Here is a 235-nt window from a genome sequence, read left to right on the forward strand (position 1 = left end):
TCGGAGGGCGCGGCGGCGATGGCGGTGAGCACGGCCTCCTGGAACAGGTCCGAACCGGCGAAGAGCACCTCGCGCTTGTCGGCGAAGTAGCGGAAGAAGGTGCGCTCGGTGACCCCGGCCCGCTCGGCGATATCGGCGACGGTGGTCTGCTCGAACCCCGGGTCGGCGTACAGCTCGATCGCGGCGCCGACCAGTCGCTCGCGTGCTCCCGGCTCCCATCGTCCCATGAACCCAG

1 protein-coding gene is annotated in these 235 nt (G+C 70.6%); it reads right to left on the reverse strand.

Going from position 1 to position 235, the window contains the following annotated elements; genetic code table 11:
- The coding region (locus SB717_RS39615) for a TetR family transcriptional regulator (protein WP_410908817.1) at window positions 1–235 on the reverse strand (235 nt) is incomplete at both ends.

Source organism: Priestia sp. SIMBA_032, assembly GCF_046535215.1.
Lineage (GTDB): Bacteria > Bacillota > Bacilli > Bacillales > Bacillaceae_H > Priestia > Priestia aryabhattai.